Source organism: Porphyromonas sp. oral taxon 275, from assembly GCF_018127745.1.
GTDB lineage: Bacteria > Bacteroidota > Bacteroidia > Bacteroidales > Porphyromonadaceae > Porphyromonas.
This window is the reverse complement of record NZ_CP072333.1, coordinates 953,635-968,269: the sequence shown is the minus strand read 5'-3', so window position 1 is coordinate 968,269 and position 14,635 is coordinate 953,635. Positions and strand designations below refer to the sequence as shown.

Here is a 14,635-nt window from a genome sequence, read left to right as displayed (position 1 = left end):
CAATCAGTCTTTATACTAGCGTAGCTCGGCCCCGAAGCCGTCCTCGAGGCTCTTGCGTATCTTGCTCATGATGGCGTCGATCTGCTTGTCGCTCATCGTGCGCTCCGTGTCCTGGAGGTAGAAGGAGAGGGCGTAGCTCTTCTTACCTGCGGGGAGGTTCTTCCCCTCATAGACGTCGAAGAGGCTGACGCTCCTGAGCAGCTTTTTCTCGGCGCGGCGTGCAGCCTGCTCGAGCTCGGCGAAGGTCGTCTTGCTGTCGATGAGGAGGGAAAGGTCACGCTTGACGATGGGGTACTTCGCCAGCTCCTTGGCCTCGAGCTTGACCCGCTCGGCGAGTCGATTGATCTGCTCCCAGTCGACCGAGGCGAAGTATACGGGTAGCTCGATGTCCCATGCGGCGACGAGGCGTGGATGTACCTGCCCGAGGACGACGAGTTCCTTGCCCTCATAGGTGCTATAGGCGTAGCCGGGGCCAGCGAAGATATCGCGCTCGACGAAGCTCGTCTTGATCCCGGAGAGGGCGATGCCTAGGCGCTCGAAGATATGCTCTACCTGTGCCTTGAGCTCGAAGGGGGAGGCTGCCTCGTCAGGGTGTGCCCAGCTGCCCGTGACACGCTCTCCTGCGACCCATAGGCCCAGCGTCTGACGCTCGCGATAGCCTGCCAGGGTCGTCGCGTCGGACTTGGTCTGCTCGGGTGCGGCCTCGTAGCAGTTGCCCCACTCATAGTAGTAGAAGCTGCGCTGCTGGCGGCGTAGATTGCGGCTGATGGCCGCCAGTCCGCCGAAGAGCAGCGTCTGGCGCATCACGTTCAGCTCGCCGCTGAGCGGATTCACCAGGCGTACGAGGCGCTCGGCAGGGTAGCTCGTGAGGCCCTCGTAGTAGGCTTCGGAGGAGAGGGAGTTATTGAGCAGCTCGTTGAAGCCCGCGCCCGTCAGCTGCTCCGAGAGGAGGAGCTTGCGACTGTAGGAGCGGTCGACGGCGCCCTTAGGGCTGAGGTTGGCATGGATGTAGCCACTCAGCTCGATGCGGTTGTAGCCATAGATGCGGAGGATCTCCTCGACGACGTCGCTGGGGCGCGTGACGTCGACGCGGTAGCGGGGTACACGCAGCGACCAGAGCTTGCCCTGGCGCTCGGTGACCTCAATCTCGAGGCTGGCGAGGATGCGGGCTACGTCAGACTCGGGGATCTCCTGCCCGATGAGGCGGTGCATGTACCCCAGGTCCAGCGTCACCGCATAGGGCTCGCTGGGCTCGGGATAGTGGTCGAAGAGGCCGCCGTCGATGCTGCTGCCGGGGCAGAGCTCGAGGATGAGGCTCGCAGCACGCAGCAGCGCCCAGGTCGTGCGCTCGGGGTCGAGCCCGCGCTCGAAGCGGAAGGAGGAGTCGGTATTTAGGCCAAGGCGTCGTGCCGTCTTGCGTACGGAGCTGGCGTTGAAGTTCGCTGCCTCGAGGAAGATCTCCGTCGTCTGCTCCGTAGTGCCCGAGTCGAGCCCTCCCATGACACCCGCCACGCAGAGCGGCGTCCCGTCGGTGGAGGCGATCACGAGGTCCTGTCCGCTTAGCTGGCCTTCGCTCTTGTCGAGGAGCGTCATCTTCTGCTCCTCGGCGAGCTTGACGCGTAGCCCAGCCCCGACCTTAGAGAGATCGTAGGCGTGTAGGGGCTGTCCGTATTCGTGCAGGACGAAGTTGGTGACGTCTACCACGACGTTGATGGGCTTCAGCCCGATGCGCTCCAGCGTCTGGCGCAGCCACTTGGGGCTCTCCCCGACCTTGAGGCCGCGGATAACGAGCCCTTGGAAGCGGGGGCAGAGCGTGCTGGGGACTTGGACCGAGACGGGTAGGGGGCAGCTGCCAGCCTTGGGAGAGGCGCTGAGCTCGGGGAGCTGAGCGCTGACTACAGAGCCCGTCTGCTGCGTCAGGTAGGCAGCCAGATCGCGTGCTACGCCGTAGTGCGAGGTGGCGTCTACGCGGTTGGGGGTGATGTCTACCTCGAGGATGTAGTCCGAGCTGACGCCGTAGTGGCTCGCCGCGGGCGTCCCTGGGGTGATGCTGTCAGTCTCGAGGAGGATGATCCCCGAGTTGTCTGTGCCTACGCCTATCTCTACCTCGCTGCAGAGCATGCCGTAGCTCTCGACGCCGCGTATCTTGCCCTTCTTGATGGTGAAGCTCTCTTCTCCTGCGGGCAGCACCGTGCCGATGGTAGCTACGACGACGCCCTTGCCTGCGGCTACGTTAGGCGCTCCGCAGACGATCTGCAGGGGCTCCTCGTCCCCTACATCGACGGTCGTGACGTGGAGGTGGTCGGAGTTCTCGTGCTCGACGCAGGTCAGCACCTTCCCCAGCACCAGCCCCTTCAGGCCGCCAGGGATGGACTCTACCTCCTCGATACCACCGGTCTCAAGGCCGATCGAGGTGAGCGCCTCTGCTACTCCCTCGGGGCTCAGATCGGTAGCCACATAGGAGCGTAGCAGGTCGTAGGATATATTCATCGTTCGCTTGTCTATTGTATAGGCACGGATGCGCCCTATGGTTATGATTTGTGAATGCAAATGTACGAAAAGCGCCAAAGACTAGCGGAGTGCCGCTGCCGAAGCTGTGGGGCGGGGCGTGTCATGCCGCCCTCGCTCGCCCTCACAGGCGGGGCAAGGCCCTGGGGCGAATAGGCAGGGGCGGCAGGCACATATAAGGGGGGAGGCTCCTGAGGGATATCCGTCAGAGCGCGTGAGGGATATCCATCAGCCTCCTCAGGGATATCCCTCACGGAGCTGGGCTAGGACTGTCGCCTCGCTGCGCCTTTGCCTGGGCCTCGCTGGGAGGCCCTAGACTAGGTGCCGTAGCCTATAGGGCTAGCCTTGCCTTTGCCGTAGCTAGGGGAAAGGCCTACCTTTGTATACGTAAGCTAAATCTCGAACCAAACTCAGACTATATAAACTCAACAGATGAGTCCACGTACTATCGCCGTCGTCGCAGGCGGCTTCTCGGGCGAGCAGCCCGTCTCCCTGCGCAGCGCTGCAGGTATCCTGTCCTGGATCGACCGAGAGCGCTACACGCCCTACCTCGTACTGATCGATCGCACGGGCTGGTGGGTAGAGCTCAGCTCGGGCGAGCGCTATCCTATAGATAAGAATGACTTCAGCTGCCAGCTTCCCGAAGGGCGCATCCGTCCTGAGTACGCCTATATCACGATCCACGGTACGCCTGGAGAGAATGGCCTGCTGCAGGGCTACCTAGACCTCCTCGGCATCCCCTACAATACGGGGGGGGTGCTGACGGAGGCGCTGACCTTCAATAAGTACTACTGCAATCACTTCCTCTCCTCCTTCCCTCAGGTGCGTACGGCCAATTCGCTGCGCCTCAGTAAGGATCTCCCGCGCCCCAGCACTGCCGATATCCTCGATAGGCTAGGGCTCCCCCTCTTCGCTAAGCCCAACGCGGGTGGCTCGAGCGTGGCTACCTCACGCGTCAACACCATCGAGCAACTCGAGTCTGCTATCAACGAGGCCTTCACCGAATGTGAGGAGGTGCTGCTCGAGCGCTTCATCTCGGGCACAGAGGTTACCTGTGGCTGCTATGAGGCTGGCGGAGGACTGCAGGTGCTGCCCGTGACCGAGGTCGTCCCGAAGAATAGCTTCTTCGACTACGACGCCAAGTACAATGGAGCAGTCGAGGAGATCACGCCCGCCCGCATCCGTCCCGAGCAGACCAAGCTGGTGCAGGAGCTGACCAAGCAGATCTATCGCTATGTCGATGCCCGTGGGATCATCCGCGTGGACTTCATCATCGAGGCCGACGGCTATCCCACGCTGCTCGAGGTCAATACCACCCCAGGGATGACCCCCACAAGCTTCATCCCCCAGCAGGTGCGCGCCGCAGGCCTCGAGATGTCCCAGGTGCTGACGGCGCTCATTGAGGAGGGCCTTCGTCCCGCCCAGCATTAACCCCTTTATATATGTGTAATCATGGACTACGCTAAGTACGACGATATACGCCCGCTGCTCCCCGAGGAGGTGCCGGGTGCCATCGAGGGCCTCATCGCGCTGCCCGAGCTGCGCGCGATCTACGAGCGCCTGGGCCTCAGCTGGAGCTGGGAGGAGCTCAGCGCGCTCCTGCGCAGCTGCCGCAGCGTGGAGGACTTCAAGCAGCGGGTCAGCTACCACTGGGTCAAGCAGGTGATGCGTGGCTGCTGCACCAGCGTCGAGCTCACAGGAACCGAGCAGCTGCGCCCAGGCAGCGCCTATACCTACGTCTCCAATCACCGAGACATCGTGCTGGACTCGGCCTTCCTCAACGTACTCCTGGCGGACGTAGGGGCTAAGTATCCGCAGATCGCCATCGGGGACAACCTGATGATCTATCCTTGGGTGGAGACGCTGGTTAAGCTCAATGGGAGCTTCCTCGTGCGTCGTGGACTGCAGGGACGTCAGGTGCTGCTCGCGGCCAAGCTCCTCTCCGAGTACATGCACGAGGCGGTGGCCGAGGGACAGAGCATCTGGATCGCGCAGCGCGAGGGTAGGGCGAAGGACTCCTCGGATCATACGCAGCCAGCGCTCCTCAAGATGCTGGCGATGGGTAGTCCCGAGCGTCAGCCTGCCGCCGCCCTAGCTTCGCTCAACATCGTCCCCGTGACCTGCAGCTACGAGTACGACCCTTGTGACTACCTCAAGGCGCAGGAGATGCAGCTCAAGCGTGACGTCGCGGGCTACAAGAAGAGCCCTGCCGACGATGGCATCAATATGCGCACGGGGATCCAGGGCTGGAAGGGACGCGTGATCTTCCACATCGGCCGTCCCCTAAACCAGCTACTACCCGCCGACGCCTCGGAGCTGAGCGTAGAGGAGCTGGCGAGCCTCATGGATGCGGAGATCCATCGCTACTATGTCCTCTATCCGCTCAACTACGTCGCCTACGACGAGCTCGAGGGCACGGACAGCTCCGAGCACTACACGGCCGAGGAGCGAGCAGAGGCCCTGCGCTACATCGAGGCACGCCTCCAGCTGGTGCAGCTGCCCGAGGGGCTTGAGCCTGATAAGGCCTTCCTCAGACACTGCATCCTCACGATGTACGCCAATCCGCTGCGCAACCAGCGGAAGGCTCTAGCTGCTACTGCGCTATGAGGCGGCCAAATGCTCGCCAGCTGCACAAGTGGCTTGGGCTACCACTCTGCGTCCTGCTCTTCCTGGCTGCCCTGTCGGGGATCCTCCTGAACCATCGTGAGCTCCTGCGCTCGGTCGATGTCCCGCGTGCTCTCCTGCCCAGCGAGTACAGCTATACCAACTGGAGTGGCGGAGCAGTACGCTCGGCCCTGCGCACAGCTACGGACAGCTACCTCTATGGGTCGGCGGGCGTGTGGCGGAGCGATAGCGCGATGCAGGCTCCCGCCGTAGCGCTCAATGATGGCCTCGCTCCTGGGGGTGACGAGCGCAAGGTGATGAGCATGGCTCAGTTGCGCTCGGGTGATATCTGGCTGGCCTCACAGTTCCGCATCTACCGCCTCGACCAGCAGCGTCGGCGCTGGCAGGAGCAGCCCTTACCCGAGGGTGTGCATGGCCGCCTTGCCGACCTCGTAGCGCATGGTGATAGCCTACTGCTGCTCTCGCGCTCACGGCTTTACCTCCGTGCGCCAGGGCAGAGCCAGTGGCAGCCCATCTCCTGGGAGGCGCATGATACCTATACGGGGGAGATCACGCTCTTCCGTATCGTCTGGGCGCTGCATAGTGGAGAGTACTTCGGCCTCGTGGGGCGACTCGTTGTCGACCTCATAGGGGTCGTCATCATGCTCCTATGCCTGACAGGGATCTTCTATACCTTATATAAGGAGCGGCTCAAGCGCTGGAAGTCCCGCAAGCATAGCCCCGAGGGCGTGCAGCGCAAGCAAGGGCTGATGCGCCGACTGGGCTGGCACTTCCGCTGGCACAAGTTCCTCGGGAAGCGCCTCATCTGGCTGACGACCTTCGTCGTCGTCACGGGCTGGGTGCTTCGTCCGCCCCTGATGCTGCCGCTGATCTTCAATGAGATGCGCCCTGCTGGGTGGAGCGAGCTGGGGAGTGACAACCCATGGTTCGAGCGCCTGCGTGCCCTGCGCTACAATAAGGTCGAGGATAACTGGCTGCTCTCCACGAGTGAGGGCTTCTTCATGCTCCCTGCCTCGCTGCAGGGACAGCCCGAGTACTGGTGGGGGCAGCCTCAGGTCAGCCCTATGGGGGTCAACGTGCTCGAGCAGCGTGCGGATAGCAGCTGGGTGATCGGCTCTTTCAGCGGGATGAGCTGCTTCACCCCCAAGCAAGATGACGCCCCCCGAGACTACTTCAGTGGGGAGACCGTCCTTGCCGATCCTTATTCACGTCCTATAGGCGGGCACCTCATCGCTGGGGCTATCCTGGGGGCGACGCCTGCCGAGGATCGCGTCTTCCTCTACGATCAGGGGCTCCTCCGAGGGGGAGATTTCAGCGCTGCGACCTCCTTTGTCGCCCAACCTAAGGAGCTGAACGAAACACCTTACTCCCTGTGGCAGGCCGCACTGGAGCTGCACGCAGGCCGCCTCTACAAGCCCTTCCTCGGGCAGTGGGGGACGGATCTCTTCATCTTCTTCTTTGGTCTGGTCTCGGTGATCGTCCTCATGACGGGCCTCAAGCGCCTCAAGACAAGGAAGCCTCGTCCCCAACAAGACTCGGATAACTAGTATGATGCTACGTGTCGCCCAGATATGGGAGGTGCTCGAGGAGCACTTCCCCTCCTCGCTCCAAGAGAGCTATGACAACTGTGGCCTGCAGGTAGGCGACCCCGAGGCGATCGCCACTGGGGTACTCTGCTGCGTGGATATCACCGAGGCCGTGCTCCAGGAGGCCGTAGAGCGCGGCTGCAATGTCGTCATCGCCCATCATCCCCTGCTCTTCAAGGGGCTCAAGCGCCTCGGCACCTCATCCTATATAGAGCGCTGCGTGCGCTTCGCCCTCAAGCATGACCTAGCGATCTACGCAGCGCATACCTCGGTGGACAATGCCGCCGAGGGGCTCAACTGGCGTCTCGCTCAGGACTTCGGCCTACTGCAGCCGCGTGTCCTGCTTCCCCAGACCGACCGATTACTGGAGCTCACGGTCTACGTCCCCGAGGCCGCTACCGCTGCGGTGGCAGAGGCGCTGTGGGCAGCGGGTGCAGGTCGGGTAGGGAGCTACGACCGCTGCAGCTGGCGCTGCTCGGGACGAGGCTCCTTCCGCCCCTTGGCAGGTGCCCAGCCCTACGTCGGTGAGCTCGGAGCGCTGCACTACGAGCCCGAGGAGCGGCTTAGCCTGGTGCTCCCGAGTCACCTCAGAGCTCGCGTGGAGGCAGCCCTCCTCAAGGCACATCCTTACGAGGTCCCCGCCTATAGCTTTACGCAGCTCCTTGATACGCGCGGCACTACGGGCGCAGGCATTGTCGGTGAGCTCCCGCAGCCCGTAGCTCTTGGTGATTTCCTTGCCCAGGTGAAGCGCTACTTTGCTACCGAGCAGCTGCGCTATAGCCGAGCTGAGGCGACGCGGTTGATCCAGCGTGTCGCCCTCTGTGGTGGGGCTGGGGCCTTCCTCTGGCCCGAGGCGCGCCGAGCTGGGGCAGATATCCTGATCACAGGAGAGGCGAAGTACAACGACTACTTCGACTGCGAGTCCGCCCCCATCCTTGCGACGGTGGGCCACTACGAGAGCGAACGCATCAGCGCACAGCTCTTTACCGAGCTATTGTCACAGAAATTAGCTACCTTTGCGGTCTACCAAAGCGAGATCGACTCCAACCCTATAAATAGCGTCATAGCACTATAATGGCTACGAAAGAAACTACAAAGAAGACATCCTCAGCAAAGAAGGCGGCTGCTACCAAGACTGCTAGCCCTGCTGCTGAAGCACCTGCGGCAGCAGCCGCAGCCGATCGTGGCGTCGCAGACAAGCTGATCGCCCTGAGCCGCCTGCAGGAGACCTACACGAAGATAGATCACATCAAGACGCTTCGCGGAGAGCTTCCCCTAGAGGTACAGGATCTCTCGGACGAGATCGAGGGCATGGAGACCCGCCTAGCCCACCTCGAGGAGGACAACAAGCGCCAGAAGAATGCGGTCGCCACCGAGAAGGCACGCATCACGGAGGCAGAGGCTAAGATCGCCCAGTACAAGGAGCAGCTAGACAACGTCAAGAACAACCGCGAGTACGACAACCTCTCGAAGGAGATCGAATTCCAGGGACTGGAGATCGAGCTCTCGCAGAAGCGTATCAACGAGGCCGCAGGCGACCTGCAGCAGCGTACCGAGCGTATCGCTGCCCTCGGTGAGGCCATCGCTGAGCGTCGTCTTGACCTCGCGGCCAAGGAGGAGGAGCTAGCTCGCATCAAGAGCGAGACGAAGCAGGAGGAAGAGGCGCTACGTGCTACGGCCCTCCAGCTCGAGGAGCACATCGAGGAGCGCCTGCTGCATGCCTTCGCTCGTATCCGTGAGGGTGCACGCAATGGCCTGGCCGTCGTGCCCGTAGATCGCGATGCTTGTGGTGGCTGCTTCAACAAGATCCCACCCCAGCGTCAGGTAGACCTCAAGCTCCATAAGAAGATCATCGTCTGCGAATACTGCGGGCGTATCCTCGTCGACCCCGAGCTCGTAGAGGAGGCTCATCAGCAGCACTAGCAGGCTGCCCATCTTAGCTCGCTATGCTGCAGCATGCCCTGCTCGACCAAGTTGAGCTGACGCTGCGACAGCAGCAGCTACTACCCCCAGCGGGGATCCTATACATAGCCATCAGTGGAGGACCGGATTCGCTCGCTCTGCTGATGGCTATGTTGCGTCTTGGCTATGGGGCTAGGCTTGTAGCCCTGCACTGCAACTTCCGCCTGCGGGCAGAGGAGAGTGAGGGCGACCAGCGCTTTGTCGAGGAGCTCTGTAGGCGACTCGGGGTAGCGCTGCGCGTCACGAGCTTCGATACCGGCGGCTATGCTCGGGAGCGTGGCATCTCCATCGAGATGGCGGCGCGTGAGCTTCGCTACCGCTGGTTCGCCGAGCAGCGTGCCGCAGACCCCACACCGAGCGTCGTAGCCGTCGCGCACAATGCTGATGACCAGGTGGAGACGCTGCTGCTCAATCTCTCTATGGGCACAGGCATCCGCGGCCTCAGCGGCATGCCCTACCACAAGGTCGAGGAGGGCATCATTCGCCCGCTCATGGACTGCCCCCGCACCTTGATCCTCGACTACCTAGCTGCCGAAGGGCAGGACTACCGCAGTGATAGCTCTAATGCCGATACGCGCTACAAGCGCAACCTGATCCGACATAGGCTCATCCCGCTGCTCGAGCAACTCAATCCCTCCTTCGCCGAGGCTGCCACCCGCACTATCGCGCACCTCAGAGCGAGCGAATGCTATTACCTCGAGCGAGTCGAGCAGCTGCGTCAGCACGTGCTGGAGCCTCGGGGCATCCACATCATGAGGCTCCTCGAACAGCAGTACCCCGAGGCGCTACTCTACGAGCTGTTGCGCCCCTACGGCTTCAGCCCCGAGACCGTGCGTGGCGTGATGGCCCAGCTGCATGTGGGACACGCAGGGGCTCGCTTCGATAGCCCGACGCACCAGCTGCTGCGCGGGCAGACTTACCTCGAGCTGCGGCCCCGAGTGCAGTCCTCCGAGGAGGTCTACCAGCAGGAGCTCTCGATCGGGGAGGCGGGGGAGTGTGCTTTGCCGAGCGGGCAGTGCCTGAGCTGGCAGATCGAGCCTCGACCTCGAGACCTAGCGCAGCTCTTTCCCTTGGCGGAGGGCGAGGCGGCCTTTGACTATGAGGCGCTGGGTACTGACCGTCTTGTCCTACGCCATCGCCGTGAGGGCGATGTGCTGTACCCCTATGGGATGAAGGGGAAGAAGCTCCTGAGGCGCATCTTCATTGATGGGAAGTTCGCCCCTGCCGAGCGCCGAGCTGCACTCCTCCTGTGTCGTGGAGACGAAGTGCTTTGGCTCGTGGGGCACCTGGCCGATCGTCGCTACCGAGTCACCGAGTACACGCAGCGCATACTCCGCCTGCGCCTTTCCCCCGCTGTAAGCTAAGGGTATCCTTAGATAGGATGGATACCTCAGGGAAGGCTTTAGCTATCTCCTAGAATTTACGTCACTCAGAGAAGGGGCCAAGCCCCTAATGGGATAACTTTGCCCGTAGCAGTAGGTAAGGAGCAAGCAAAGCAGCTGTCTGCTGTGCTTGATCCTTGCTGCGCTGGGGTACGGCTTGTGCGTCGCCGTTGTCAGCTTCTAGGGAGGGGGCTGCTTAGGGATATCCGTCACGAGGCTGAGGGACGTCAGTCAGGCGCGTGAAGGGCGTCAGTCAGCCCGCTGAGGGATATCCCTCGCGAAGCTAGGGCAAGACTAGCACCTCGCTGCCCCTCCTGGCGCGCCGCCGCTGGGTGCGCTTGGCCGAGATCTTGCCGTCTGCTCCTTCGCTTAGGCTGGATCCCTTGGTAGAATACTGCTCCTTGGCTTGGCTCGGTGCTTCGCTCAAGAGGGAAGTGAGGCCTAAGACTTACCCGCCGAACTTGCGATGCGGATGCGGCCTCGGCGTTGCTCGCTCAGACGTCCGTACCGCATAGTTGCCTGCTTTTCCTTATGTTTGCAGCTAACAGACACGTATCCATACATACAAGAATATACGAATGAATCTACAGAAGACGCGACCCGTGAGGGCGGTAGCCCTCGTGCTGCTGCTTAGCCTCGGCGCTGCAGCTCAGTCGCAGCGCCGACTGATCGATGAAGTCAACCCCTTCATCGGGACGAGCAACTTCGGGACGACCAATCCCGGTGCTGTCGTACCTAACGGGCTCATGAGCATCACCCCCTTCAACGTGATGGGCGGAGGAGAGCTGAACAAGTATGACAAGGATGCCCGCTGGTGGAGTACGCCCTATACGGCGGACAACAAGTACTTCACGGGCTTCAGCCATGTCAACCTCAGTGGGGTAGGCTGCCCCGAGCTGGGGAGTATCCTTGTGAGCGCCTCGACGGGGCAGCTCAACGTGGACTACACGCAGTACGGGACGACCCTGAGTGCGGAGCGTGCTCACCCGGGCTACTATAGTGCGACCCTTGACAAGCATCAGGTGCGTGCTGAGGTGAGTGCTACGCCCCGTACGGCCATCACGGCCTTTACCTTCACCAAGGGCGGCCCGAGCCATATCCTCGTGAACCTCGGTCAGGGGCTGACGAATGAGAGTGGTGCGACGGTGCGCTTCCTCAATGACTCGACGCTCGTGGGGAGCAAGTTGATGGGGACCTTCTGCTACAATCCGCAGGCAGTCTTCAACCAGTACTTTGCCATCCGTATCAGTCGCCGTGCTCCCCAGAGCGGCTACTGGAAGAAGCAGCCCCCGATGCAGGGTGTAGAGGCTGAGTGGGACAAGGATCATGGCCGCTACAAGCTCTATCCCAACTACCGCAAGCAGATGAGCGGCAACGACGTCGGGGTATGGTTCTCCTTCCAGACGCAGCCCGGAGAGGTCATCTACGTGCAGACGGGCGTCTCCTTCGTCAGTGAGGAGAATGCGCTGCTCAATCTGCAGACCGAGCAGCCCGGCCTGGACTTCGCCGCCGTCCGCTCAGCTGCCGAGCAGCAGTGGGAGGACGCGCTGCGTGTCGTCGAGGTCGAGGGCGGGACCCAGGAGCAGCGTACGGTCTTCTACACTGCACTCTACCACCTGCTCATCCACCCCAATATTCTGCAGGATGTCAACGGCGAGTACCCGATGATGGGCAGCCTCAAGACGGGCAAGACACAGCACGATCGCTACACCGTCTACTCGCTGTGGGATACCTACCGCAATGTGCATCCGCTGCTCTCGCTGCTCTATCCGCGCAAGCAACTAGCGATGGTGCAGACGATGCTCGATATGTATAAGGAGGGGGGCTGGCTCCCGAAGTGGGAGCTCTACTCGCAGGAGACGATGACGATGGAGGGTGACCCCTCGATCATCGTGCTCAATGACACTTGGCAGCGAGGGATCCGTGACTTCGACGTGCAGCTGGCCTATGAGGCCATGCGCAAGGGTGCCGATACCCCGGGCAAGGCTAACCTGCTGCGCCCCGACAACGATGACTACCTGAGCCGAGGCTATGTGCCCCTGCGTGAGAAGTTCGACAACTCCGTCTCCCATGCACTGGAGTACTATATAGCAGACTGGAATCTGGGTCAGTTCGCCCGCGGCCTGGGCAGGACCAAGGAGGCGCAGCTCTACGAGCGTAGGGCTCAGGGCTACCGCCACTACTACGACAAGGAGACGGGGCTGCTGCGTCCTATCCTGCCCGATGGCAAGTTCCTCACGCCCTTCAATCCTACGCTGGGGCGTGACTTCGAGCCCAACCCTGGCTTCCACGAGGGGAACTCTTGGAACTATAGCTTCTTCGTCCCCCACAACATCAAGGGGCTGAGCAAGCTGATGGGCGGCGAGCAGAAGTTCGTCTCTAAGCTGCAGGGGATCTTCGATCAGGGCAACTATGACCCCGCCAATGAGCCTGACATCGCCTACGCCTACCTCTTCACCTACTTCCCCAAGGAGGCATGGCGCACGCAGCGTCTGGTGAAGGAGCTCCTCGAAAAGTACTACCACAATAGCCCCAGCGGCATTCCTGGCAATGATGATACGGGTGCGATGAGCGCCTGGGCCATCTATAGTATGCTCGGCTTCTACCCCGATTGTCCGGGTAGTACGAGCTATGCGCTGACGACGCCCGTCTTTGACAAGGTCACGATCCATCTGGACTCTAAGTACTACAAGCAGCCTAAGCTGGTCATCCATAAGGGCGCTGCGGGAGCCGAGCGAGGCGACTACTTCACCCAGATCCAAGTGGCTAATAAGCTGTATAGCAATAAGTATAGACTCACGCACGCAGAGCTGACGGGGGCTGGTGAGCTACGCTATCTGACGCAGCCGAAGTAGCGCTAGCCTAGGCCGCTAGCTAGCCTCTGGAGCAGCAGTTTGAGTCCCTAAGCGGCTCAGGGCTTGCATAGTCCAAGATTTGTAGTACATTTGGATACACAAAGTACTGGACTAGTGGCCTCCGCTCAGTAGGGAAGGGGCCGAGCCAGAGCATAAGGCGCAACGCAATTTGTCCAACCTATAATAAGATCGTTGTTTATGAACAAAACTGATTTCATCGCAGGCGTAGCTGAGAAGGCTGGTCTGACCAAGGAACAGGCTCGCAAGGCTGTTGATGCATTCGCAGCAGTAGTCGCAGAGGAGCTGCAGAAGGGTGAGAAGGTCTCTCTCCTAGGCTTCGGTACCTTCTCCGTTCAGGATAAGCCCGCTCGCGAAGGCATCAATCCCGCCACCAAGGCAAAGATCAAGATCCCCGCACGCAAGGCGGTCAAGTTCAAGGCTGGCGCAGCTCTCGACCTGAACGCTTAAGTCAGCTCTCGCTGTGACGCTCCACGGAGCGAGGCTCGCAGCCATATCGCGACGGCTAGCTCCGCGTCTCTCGAGACCGCAGAGCTAGCCGTCTTACTACGCTGACTAGCAAGGATTAGGTAGATTCGTGAATAATTTAAGGAAAGGCGACGGCCGTATCCTTTTTTGCCTTATCTTTGCGGTATAGACAACGAAGTCCAACTACGAAGTCAAACCTAGATTAACAGTTATAACAACAATGGTTAGTTACAAAGAACTCGGCCTGGTGAACACGCGCGAGATGTTCGCTAAGGCTATCAAGGGTGGCTATGCTATCCCAGCATTCAACTTCAACAACATGGAGCAGCTCCAGGCAATTATCGGCGCTGTCGTTGAAACGAAGTCTCCTGTCATCCTTCAGGTGTCCAGTGGCGCACGCAAGTACGCTAACCAAACTCTCCTTCGCTACATGGCACAGGGTGCTGTAGAGTACGCTAAGGAACTCGGCTGCCCCAACCCCCAGATCGCTCTCCACCTCGACCACGGCGATAGCCTCGAGCTCTGCAAGAGCTGTATCGAGATGGGCTTCTCCTCTGTGATGATCGACGGCTCGCACCTGCCCTACGACGAGAACGTAGCGCTGACCAAGTCTGTCGTAGACTACGCACACCAGTACGATGTCACGGTAGAAGGTGAGCTCGGTGTCCTGGCTGGTATCGAAGACGATGTCGTAGCTGAGCACCACACCTACACCGAGCCCGAGGAAGTGATCGACTTCGTCAGCAAGACGGGGGTAGACTCGCTCGCTATCTCGATCGGCACCTCGCACGGGGCTAACAAGTTCACGCCCGAGCAGTGCAAGCGCGATGCTAACGGCATCCTCGTACCTCCCCCCCTCCGCTTCGACATCCTCGCTGAGATCGAGAAGCAGATCCCTGGCTTCCCCATCGTGCTCCACGGCTCCAGCTCCGTGCCCCAGGACGAGGTCGCTACGATCAACCAGTACGGCGGTGCACTGAAGGATGCTGTCGGTATCCCCGAGGAGCAGCTCCGTCAGGCTGCTAAGAGCGCTGTCTGCAAGATCAACATCGACTCCGATGGCCGTCTGGCTATGACCGCTGCTATCCGCAAGGTCTTCGCTACGAACCCCGCAGAGTTCGACCCCCGCAAGTACCTCGGCCCAGCTCGTGACTCGCTCAAGAAGCTGTACATGCACAAGGTGCTCAACGTCCTCGGTTCGAACGACCGTATCTAATCAATCACACGCTGA

At 61.0% G+C, this 14,635-nt stretch carries 10 protein-coding genes; 9 read left to right on the top strand and 1 reads right to left on the bottom strand.

What is annotated here, in order from left to right; all coding sequences use genetic code 11:
• Positions 1 to 15: 15 nt before the first annotated feature.
• Positions 16 to 2,490 (bottom strand): phenylalanine--tRNA ligase subunit beta, encoded by a 2,475-nt coding sequence (gene pheT, locus J4862_RS03835; protein WP_211789413.1) that lies wholly within the window; start codon positions 2,488 to 2,490, stop codon positions 16 to 18.
• A 450-nt stretch (positions 2,491 to 2,940) separates the two neighbouring features.
• Between pheT and J4862_RS03830 the strand changes: the two genes are divergently transcribed.
• From J4862_RS03830 to J4862_RS03790, 9 genes are all read left to right on the top strand, one after another.
• Positions 2,941 to 3,939: a D-alanine--D-alanine ligase gene (locus J4862_RS03830; protein ID WP_211789412.1), complete on the top strand. Its 999-nt coding sequence runs from the start codon at positions 2,941 to 2,943 to the stop codon at positions 3,937 to 3,939.
• Positions 3,940 to 3,960: 21 nt separating this feature from the next.
• Positions 3,961 to 5,115 carry a 1-acyl-sn-glycerol-3-phosphate acyltransferase gene (locus J4862_RS03825; RefSeq protein WP_211789411.1) on the top strand — a complete coding sequence of 385 codons (1,155 nt, stop codon included), beginning with the start codon at positions 3,961 to 3,963 and terminating at the stop codon, positions 5,113 to 5,115.
• Positions 5,112 to 6,680, top strand: coding sequence for a PepSY domain-containing protein (locus J4862_RS03820; protein WP_211789410.1), 1,569 nt, complete (start codon positions 5,112 to 5,114; stop codon positions 6,678 to 6,680). Before J4862_RS03825 ends, J4862_RS03820 begins: the two co-directional genes overlap by 4 nt.
• A 1-nt stretch (position 6,681) precedes the next feature.
• Positions 6,682 to 7,794, top strand: a complete 1,113-nt coding sequence (locus tag J4862_RS03815) for a Nif3-like dinuclear metal center hexameric protein (protein WP_371742407.1) — start codon at positions 6,682 to 6,684, stop codon at positions 7,792 to 7,794.
• Positions 7,794 to 8,642: a zinc ribbon domain-containing protein gene (locus J4862_RS03810; RefSeq protein ID WP_211789409.1), complete on the top strand. Its 849-nt coding sequence runs from the start codon at positions 7,794 to 7,796 to the stop codon at positions 8,640 to 8,642. Before J4862_RS03815 ends, J4862_RS03810 begins: the two co-directional genes overlap by 1 nt.
• 23 nt (positions 8,643 to 8,665) lie before the next feature.
• Positions 8,666 to 10,045: a tRNA lysidine(34) synthetase TilS gene (gene tilS / locus J4862_RS03805; protein WP_249107449.1), complete on the top strand. Its 1,380-nt coding sequence runs from the start codon at positions 8,666 to 8,668 to the stop codon at positions 10,043 to 10,045.
• A gap of 596 nt (positions 10,046 to 10,641) precedes the next feature.
• A complete protein-coding gene (locus tag J4862_RS03800) occupies positions 10,642 to 12,918 on the top strand; it encodes a GH92 family glycosyl hydrolase (RefSeq protein WP_211789408.1) in 2,277 nt (758 codons plus the stop codon).
• A gap of 198 nt (positions 12,919 to 13,116) precedes the next feature.
• The gene (locus tag J4862_RS03795; RefSeq protein WP_211789407.1) at positions 13,117 to 13,386 is read left to right on the top strand and encodes an HU family DNA-binding protein; all 270 of its coding nucleotides are present in this window, start codon (positions 13,117 to 13,119) and stop codon (positions 13,384 to 13,386) included.
• A 238-nt stretch (positions 13,387 to 13,624) separates the two neighbouring features.
• On the top strand, positions 13,625 to 14,620 hold the full coding sequence (locus tag J4862_RS03790; RefSeq protein ID WP_211789406.1) for a class II fructose-bisphosphate aldolase: 996 nt from the start codon (positions 13,625 to 13,627) through the stop codon (positions 14,618 to 14,620).
• The last annotated feature ends 15 nt before the right edge of the window (positions 14,621 to 14,635 follow it).

Bases quoted from the DNA above. Each gene is read 5' to 3' on its own strand.
- J4862_RS03820 (WP_211789410.1), top strand. From the start codon at position 5,112: ATGAGGCGGCCAAATGCTCGCCAGCTGCACAAGTGGCTTGGGCTACCA.
- J4862_RS03825 (WP_211789411.1), top strand. From the start codon at position 3,961: ATGGACTACGCTAAGTACGACGATATACGCCCGCTGCTCCCCGAGGAG.
- J4862_RS03830 (WP_211789412.1), top strand. From the start codon at position 2,941: ATGAGTCCACGTACTATCGCCGTCGTCGCAGGCGGCTTCTCGGGCGAG.
- pheT (WP_211789413.1), bottom strand. From the start codon at position 2,490: ATGAATATATCCTACGACCTGCTACGCTCCTATGTGGCTACCGATCTG.
- J4862_RS03810 (WP_211789409.1), top strand. From the start codon at position 7,794: ATGGCTACGAAAGAAACTACAAAGAAGACATCCTCAGCAAAGAAGGCG.
- J4862_RS03795 (WP_211789407.1), top strand. From the start codon at position 13,117: ATGAACAAAACTGATTTCATCGCAGGCGTAGCTGAGAAGGCTGGTCTG.
- J4862_RS03815 (WP_371742407.1), top strand. From the start codon at position 6,682: ATGATGCTACGTGTCGCCCAGATATGGGAGGTGCTCGAGGAGCACTTC.
- tilS (WP_249107449.1), top strand. From the start codon at position 8,666: ATGCTGCAGCATGCCCTGCTCGACCAAGTTGAGCTGACGCTGCGACAG.
- J4862_RS03800 (WP_211789408.1), top strand. From the start codon at position 10,642: ATGAATCTACAGAAGACGCGACCCGTGAGGGCGGTAGCCCTCGTGCTG.
- J4862_RS03790 (WP_211789406.1), top strand. From the start codon at position 13,625: ATGGTTAGTTACAAAGAACTCGGCCTGGTGAACACGCGCGAGATGTTC.